This window comes from Paenibacillus sp. FSL R7-0273, assembly GCF_000758625.1.
GTDB lineage: Bacteria > Bacillota > Bacilli > Paenibacillales > Paenibacillaceae > Paenibacillus_AQ.
Genome location: NZ_CP009283.1, coordinates 6,388,766 through 6,396,379, shown reverse-complemented (window position 1 = coordinate 6,396,379; position 7,614 = coordinate 6,388,766). Strand labels below are relative to the sequence as shown.

Here is a 7,614-nt window from a genome sequence, read left to right as displayed (position 1 = left end):
AGGGAATCATGAGTATAAGAAGAGATTTGATAAAAGACATCTATTATCTGACGCCGATGCAAGAAGGTATGTTATTTCATTCTATGCTTTACAAGTCAAATGAGTATTTTGAACAATATGCTTTGGAGCTTGAAGGTGACTTAAATGTAACTCTGGTTAATCAATCATTTGCGATGCTGATTGAGCGATACGATATACTTCGAACCGTATTTGTCTGGGAAAAAGTGAAGAAGTCTGTTCAGGTCGTAGCAGAAACCCAAAAGGCAGATTTGATTTTCGAAGATATTTCCCAGTTAAGTGAAAATGAGAAGTCCAGATATGTGAACGAGTATAAGCAAAAAGACCGGGATCAGGGTTTTGACTTATTGAAAGGGCCTTTAATCCGATTAGCCGTTCTACAAAAAAAGTCCGATTCACACATAATGATTTGGAGCTTCCATCATATTTTGATGGATGGCTGGTGTGTAAGCATTCTTATGCAGGAGTTTATGCATATATATCAATGCCTGAAGAGTAAGCAGCCAATTCAACTAGACACGCCAATACAATTTAACCGATACATACAATGGCTGGAAAAGCAGGACCGGGAAGCGGCACAGCAGTACTGGGGCAGGTACCTGGAGAACTATGAGCAACAGGCGAGTGTGCCGCGGTCGGCTTGGAAAACAGGACATGCGGGAGCGGGAGCCGAACCGCAGGAGCATAGCTTTCGTCTGGAAAAGGAAATGACCCTGGGGCTGGAGCAGCTGGCCCGCCAGGCACAGGTGACGCTGAACACGGTGATGCAGACGATCTGGGGACTGCTGCTGCAAAAGTACAACCAGAGCAGGGATGTGGTATTCGGTGCGGTCGTATCGGGGAGACCGGCGGAGGTGCCGGGGATTGAACGGATGATCGGCCTGTTTATCAATACGGCGCCGGTACGGGTCAGCAGCTATCCCGGCCAAAGTGTAACGGCGCTGCTGCAGCAGGTGCAGGATGCGGCGCTTGCGTCAGAAGCTCACAGCCATTATCCGCTGTATGAGATCCAAGGGCTAAGTGCACTGAAGCAAGGGCTGGTCGACCACATTTTGGTGTTTGAGAACTATCCGGTCGCCGAAGCAATCGGGCAAGCAGGCGGGACGGACAGTCCTCTGTTTGGGATCCGTGACGTCAAAGTATACGAGCAGACAAACTATGATCTAACTGTCGTGCTTGTTCCGGGCGAAGCGCTATCCATTGAATTCAGGTACAACGATAAGGTATATGATGGTGAGTTCATCCGGCGGATGGAGGGACATATCCGGGAGATTGTACAGCAGCTGCTGGAGGATGCGCAGCGGACAGTGGCTTCGATATCGCTCGTAACGGCGGAGGAGGCGGACCAACTGTTGTATGCGTTCAACGACACGAAGGAAGAGTATCCCCGGGAAGCGACGATCCACGGCCTGTTTGAAGAGCAGGTGGAGAAGACGCCGGATGCGGTGGCAGTTGTGTATAGAGACCAGCAGCTGACCTATGCGGAACTGAACACACAGGCAAATCAGCTGGCGTGGACGCTACGGAGGCATGGTGTGGGGCCGGACCGTATCGTGGCGGTTATGGCAGAACGCTCGCTGGAGCTGATGGTAGGGCTGTATGGTATCCTGAAGTCCGGCGGGGCGTACCTGCCGATCGATCCGGCGCTGCCGGCTGAACGCATCCGGTATATGCTCGAAGACAGCGGCGCGGCCGTGCTGCTGATGGAGCCTGGGCTGGATGCATGCGGATTTGAGGGCACGGTAGTCGAGCTGACGCCCGGGGGACAAACGCAATCAGGGGCCAACCCGCCGCTGGAGCCGGATTCCCGGGGGCTAGCGTATGTGATCTATACCTCGGGAACAACAGGCAACCCCAAGGGGGTTATGCTAGAGCACCGTGCGGTTGTTAACCGTCTGCAATGGATGCAGAACCGCTACCCCATTGGAGAACAGGATGTTATTCTACAGAAGACTACGATTACATTCGACGTTTCGGTGCTGGAGCTGTTCTGGTGGGGCATGACAGGGGCACGGATCTGCATGCTTGCGCCGCAGGGAGAGAAGGATCCGGCGGTGCTGGCTGAAACGATTGAACGGTACGGCGTCACGGTGATGCATTTTGTGCCGTCGATGCTGAGTGTGTTTCTGGAGCAGGCCGGCCAATCGTTCAATAGGGGGCAGCTCGGCAGCTTACGCCGGGTATTAGCCAGCGGCGAAGCGTTGAATCCACAGCATGTGGCAGGTTTCTACAAGGTAATGCAGGAGGGCGGAGCGACGCTTCATAACCTGTACGGGCCGACAGAAGCAGCCGAGGTTTCATATTTTGATTGCATTCCACCCTTCAAGGAAGCGGCAGTGCCGATCGGCAAGCCGCTCGCCAATACGCAGCTGTATATTGTGGGCGACAACCGGCAGCTGCAGCCTATTGGTGTCGCGGGTGAGCTGTACATCGCGGGCGACTGCTTAGCACGTGGGTACTACAACCGGCCGGAGCTGACGGCGGAGAAATTCGTAGATAACCCGTTCGGGTCTGGAACACGAATGTACCGGACGGGGGATTTGGCGAGATGGCTGCCGGACGGCAACCTGGAATACATGGGGCGGATCGACCACCAAGTGAAGATCCGGGGCTACCGGATCGAGTGCGGGGAGATTGAGGTGCGGCTTCTGGCGCATGCGTACATTCGCGAAGCGGTAGTATTGGCCCGTGAGGATGAGCAAGGGCAGGTGTATTTATGCGCATATCTTGTGAGCGACGAAGCCGTTCCGTTAGCAGAGCTGCGTTCACACTTGGCAGGACAGCTGCCGGATTACATGATTCCATCCTATTTTGTGGAGCTGGAGCAGCTGCCGCTGAACAATAACGGTAAGGTGGACCGCAAGGCGCTGCCGGCGCCGGACCGGGAAGCGTATACCATAAGCTATGAAGCGCCAAGAAATACGCTGGAGACGCAATTAGCGGAGTTGTTCGCGGTAGTGCTCGGGGTCAATGAGGTCGGGATCAGCGATTCGTTTTTCGAGCGCGGCGGCCACTCGCTGAGGGCATTGACGCTGGTGTCACGGATTCATCAGCAGCTGGCGATAAAGCTGCCGCTGCGCGAGCTATTCGCACGGCCGACAGTGAAGGCGTTGGCGGAATATGTGCGCAGCGCGGAGCAAAGCGGCTACGGCCGGATCGAGCTGGCGGCAGCGCAGGTATCGTATCCGCTGTCTTCGGCGCAGCGGCGGCTGTATGTGCTGCATGAGCTGGAACCGGAGAGCACGCGCTACAATATGCCGGGCGTTGTGGAACTGGCAGGGAAGGTGGATACGGAGCAGCTGGAACAGGCCATCCGTTCGGTCATCGCCCGCCATGAGTCGCTGCGCACTTCGTTCGTATTGGTAGAAGGTGAGCCGAGACAACAGGTGCACGAAGACGTGGTGTTTGAATGGACATGCCGGGATGTGGCTGAATTGCAGGCACAGAGGCTCATCCGGAGCTTTGTCCGGCCGTTCGCATTAGACCAGGCACCGCTGCTGCGCATTGAACTGCTGCGGCTGGAAGAGGAGCGCTACTGGCTGCTGTGGGACATGCATCATATTGTGTCAGACGGCGTGTCGATGAATATTCTGGTATCGGATCTCATGGCGGCGTATGCCGGTGAGGAGCTGGCGCCGCTGCGGATTCAGTACAAGGACTACGCGGTGTGGCAGCAGAACACGCTCGAAGTGGAACGGATGCAGGTACATGAGGCGTACTGGCTGGCGGCTTATGCGGAGGAAGCACCGGTGCTGGAGCTGCCGGCTGACCGGCTGCGTCCGGTGGTGATAAGCAGTGACGGAGGGCGGGTATACACCGAGGTGAATGCCGAGACGGCAGATGCCCTAAAACGAATGGCCACGGAGACCGGAGCGACGCTGTACATGGTGCTGCTGGCAGCGTATAACGTGTGGCTGCACAAGTACACAAGGCAGACCGATATTGTGGTCGGAACGCCGGTGTCGGGACGGACGCATGGCGATACAGGGCCGTTGATCGGGATGTTCGTGAACACGCTGGCGCTGCGCAACGCCCCGTCCGGAGACAAGCGGTTTATCGACTTCGTGCGTGAAGTGAAGGAGCGGACGCTGGAGGCGTTCGAGCATCAGGATTACCCGTTTGAGGAACTGGTAGAGAAGCTGAATGTGCGCCATGACCGCAGCCGTAATCCTTTATTTGATACGATGCTGGTACTGCAGAACATGGAACAATCGAATCTCTATTTAGCAGATATTAAGGTTCGCTCTGTTGAACAGGATACTGCAGCGGCTAAGATGGATCTGATGATGACTGTTGTCGAGACCGAACAAGGCCTTCAATTATCCTTGGAGTATAGCCGGGATTTGTTCAATCATGAGACAGCGACGAGACTGCTTCAAGGATTCAGTGAACTTATCAAAGGTACGGCAACCGATTCTTCTGCACACATTCGAAAATTAAAACTGGAAATCTTTCAAGATGAAAAAGAAGAGGACGAAGATGAATTATTCGAAATAGTTCACTTTGACTAACAACTCAAACAGCGCGTGCCGATTTGATGATCGGCACGCGCTGGCTGTTTTAGCTTTTTTATCGGAGTTTATGATACCGGGCTATTAATACCTTGCCAGTTTCATATTAGGATCAAAGTGTTCCAAGCATTCCTTCCAGGATTTGGATGTAACAACCTCGATATTATCATTATCCCCCCGAAGATAATCATGTCTGCCGCATTTTGAGCATAAAGGATTGAACATCTTAGACATATTCTCAGCAGTGACCTCGTTCAGATTCTTAATTCCGATATCGTATTTGAAAAATTTATCGATTGACCCTCCGACTGCACAGCAATAAAATCCTGAAGCATTTAATCCGACGCCGCATGCCTCAGTTGTCCAACAGCCTCTATACTGATGATTCGGATCATTGTGAATATCAGATGGAGCATAATGAATTAAGTCAAACCCTGATTGGTAGTTACTTATTTTGGATGTATTCTCAACGATAATACTTGGATAGTTAAGCTCTAACCAGTCTAATTTATTCTTTGTAAATTCCGTATGTCCATTAGTAGCAACTATTAATCTAAGAGATTTATTATAATTCCATTTATACTGGAACAGGGCATGAATAATATTATTAAATTCCGGGTGAACCGTCGGTTCTCCGCCCATGACTCTAATTTGTTCCCAACGGTGATCATTGGTAATGGTCTGGTCAATGAATTTATTTATTTGCTCAATACCAATGTTTGTATCTTTGCCTCCTGGCATTAAAGACAAGCCTCTATCACAATTAAAGCACTGCAGTGTGCACACATGGGTAATATCTATTTCTATTTTTTTTACATTGGGTACATGCATTTTTTCAGGCATCATTTTACGCTCCTAATCATTGTGTAATTGCCGTACGACGTCATTCAGTATGTTAATTTCATTGATGCGAAGTTCATCAATAATAGATTTAATTCTATTAAGAATAGAGATTTCATTGGTTAACATATACTTCATCGTCAATGAACGGATAACATCAGCTTGAGCTACAACCTTCTGATAGGAATTTACAATCTCTGAATCGTGAATCATATGTCGCTGGAAAAAGAAATGTATTCGATCAAACATACACTTTTTATGCTCCCACAAACAATGCAGTGGACGAATGTCAAACCTGATTTCATTAGCAATAAGTGCATCAAAAAATAAATTCAGCTGAGTATATACATCCACTCCGTAGCCCCAATTTTGACTGGATAAATTATGGTTTAAATTTTTCATATGTTCCGTCCGGTCATCAAAATCATATGCCGAAAGCTTCCCTGCACAATTATTTGAGAACAGGTAGTCCTCTAACTTGTCAATTACTTTTGCTTTGTCAAAGCTATAGTCTACATTCTCCTTCATCTTGAGATAGCTCGAATAGCCGGCTTCGGAAAATTTTAACGCTTTCATAAAATCTTCAAAGCTGACATCAGATTCTGCGTACTGCATTCTTTCATTAAAACCAATAATATGAAACCGGTTATTCAATAAATCATATCCCGTTATAAGCAGATCATGCGTATTATGGAATTTCTTGTATGCCTGTCTATGTGGAATATAGTACTCATCTACAAACGAATAGAAATAATATCCCTCATTAATTTTTGATATAATCTCCATACGTAAATCATGCTGTTCTTCAGTGTTAATCTTAAGTGCGAGATCACTTTCGAGATAGTCTAACCAAGGAATACCTCCGTAAATATCTCCTGCTATAAAATCAATGTCAAAATCATCCTTATTTTTAATGAAATTTAAATTGCACTTTAAATGAATGAAGTTGCTGTAAAACCATGTTAATGTTTCCGGGTAGTTGGATGTAATTGAAAGAGGGAAGGCTCTGTATTGATAAACAATGATAGGAGGTTGTGGATTAATCGGGAGTTTTACAGTTTGCATATTTGTATGGTCTCCTCTTGTGGTTTCTGCGATATTTATATTTATGTATAGCCCAAGCTTCTGGCAGCCGGCCAGTCTCCGCAAATGCCCTTCTGAGTATACTGTACAGCAGATATATAACCGCTTACATTTGTATGTTCACCGCTTCCTTTGGCTGATTTATTTCATTTGACAAATTAATAACCCTACAAAGTTTGTTTAATATAAGTGAAAAAATAGGGTTAATTGTGTTTTTATTCAAACTTTGATATATTTTATTTTATTGCCATGATTTTGATGTGTCAAGAGAGGATATTCTTTATGCGGTTTGCTTCCAATCGTTATAAAGCGCGATTTGAATACGCTTACAGTTCAATCTTGTAACTAACTCCAATAAAGGAGGTGAATGAGAATGCTGAAGTACAGTCAAGAATTTTATGATCGCCTGGAATCATTAGAAAACTATGCCGTGGGACAAATTGAAAAGCAGGCGGAAACTATACATCTTGATAGTGATAAAGCCCAAGCATTTCAAAAAGCAAAAAGTCAGCAGGAGGTGTACGTAGAAATGAAAAAAATGCTGACCCAGCTCAGACTTGACTATCTACAATGCCACTAGCAGAACTCCAATGAGCTGACTTCAGTTAACGTAAAGATAGGATAACATCCCCGACAAGCTTACACCGGTATTGCACCGGAGCCAGCTTGTCTTCTTTTTTTCGACAATTATAAACATTAATCCTAGTACTTCTTCGGCATAGGTCGACAAGAATACAATAATTTGGGTTGATGGGCATTAATGGATGAAATATAATATAAGTTGTTGTTGTGCATTTTTATGGAAAGGGGTTCCGGAAGCTTTTACCTCTAAGGATTAGAACAGTCTGCTTGCATCCCGAAAGGCGATGTTTATTACAAGCTTCTCTTTCTATTTAGGGATGGAATCACATTCTAGTATAAATATGGCATCAGATATAATATATTTCAATGAGTTATCGCATTTGTATATAACCCGTTTGTATTTTCAGGCCAAGGCTCGCATGAAGGCGCGCCTGGTTATACCGTTAAAAGTCAGTGATCCCTTTTATAGCCCGCTCATGAGCCGGCCATTGCTCCGTTTCGCGCATTTTGAGCGGCCGTACACTTCGTCCTTGCTTGCATGAATAAGTTGGAAGCGCTATCTGTTCATTTGTAATGCTAG

At 47.5% G+C, this 7,614-nt stretch carries 4 protein-coding genes; 2 read left to right on the top strand and 2 right to left on the bottom strand.

The features are described from left to right. The first annotated feature begins 8 nt into the window (after positions 1 to 8). The gene (locus tag R70723_RS27510; protein WP_052421499.1) at positions 9 to 4,529 is read left to right on the top strand and encodes a non-ribosomal peptide synthetase; all 4,521 of its coding nucleotides are present in this window, start codon (positions 9 to 11) and stop codon (positions 4,527 to 4,529) included. 84 nt (positions 4,530 to 4,613) lie between these two features. On the opposite strand, the gene R70723_RS27505 is transcribed toward R70723_RS27510, so the two are convergent. Continuing rightward, positions 4,614 to 5,375, bottom strand: coding sequence for a GTP 3',8-cyclase MoaA family protein (locus R70723_RS27505; RefSeq protein WP_156123853.1), 762 nt, complete (start codon positions 5,373 to 5,375; stop codon positions 4,614 to 4,616). 9 nt (positions 5,376 to 5,384) lie between these two features. After that, complete coding sequence (locus R70723_RS27500; protein ID WP_039877246.1) at positions 5,385 to 6,434, bottom strand: cysteine peptidase family C39 domain-containing protein; 1,050 nt, start codon at positions 6,432 to 6,434, stop codon at positions 5,385 to 5,387. Positions 6,435 to 6,825: 391 nt separating this feature from the next. Here R70723_RS27500 and R70723_RS27495 point away from each other — a divergent pair, with 391 nt between their 5' ends. Continuing rightward, the gene (locus R70723_RS27495) at positions 6,826 to 7,032 is read left to right on the top strand and encodes a hypothetical protein (RefSeq protein WP_039877245.1); all 207 of its coding nucleotides are present in this window, start codon (positions 6,826 to 6,828) and stop codon (positions 7,030 to 7,032) included. The last annotated feature ends 582 nt before the right edge of the window (positions 7,033 to 7,614 follow it).

What these genes read in the sequence shown, in the direction of transcription:
- R70723_RS27495 (WP_039877245.1), top strand. Translation starts at nt 6,826, where the DNA reads ATGCTGAAGTACAGTCAAGAATTTTATGATCGCCTGGAATCATTAGAA.
- R70723_RS27505 (WP_156123853.1), bottom strand. Translation starts at nt 5,375, where the DNA reads ATGATGCCTGAAAAAATGCATGTACCCAATGTAAAAAAAATAGAAATA.
- R70723_RS27510 (WP_052421499.1), top strand. Translation starts at nt 9, where the DNA reads ATGAGTATAAGAAGAGATTTGATAAAAGACATCTATTATCTGACGCCG.
- R70723_RS27500 (WP_039877246.1), bottom strand. Translation starts at nt 6,434, where the DNA reads ATGCAAACTGTAAAACTCCCGATTAATCCACAACCTCCTATCATTGTT.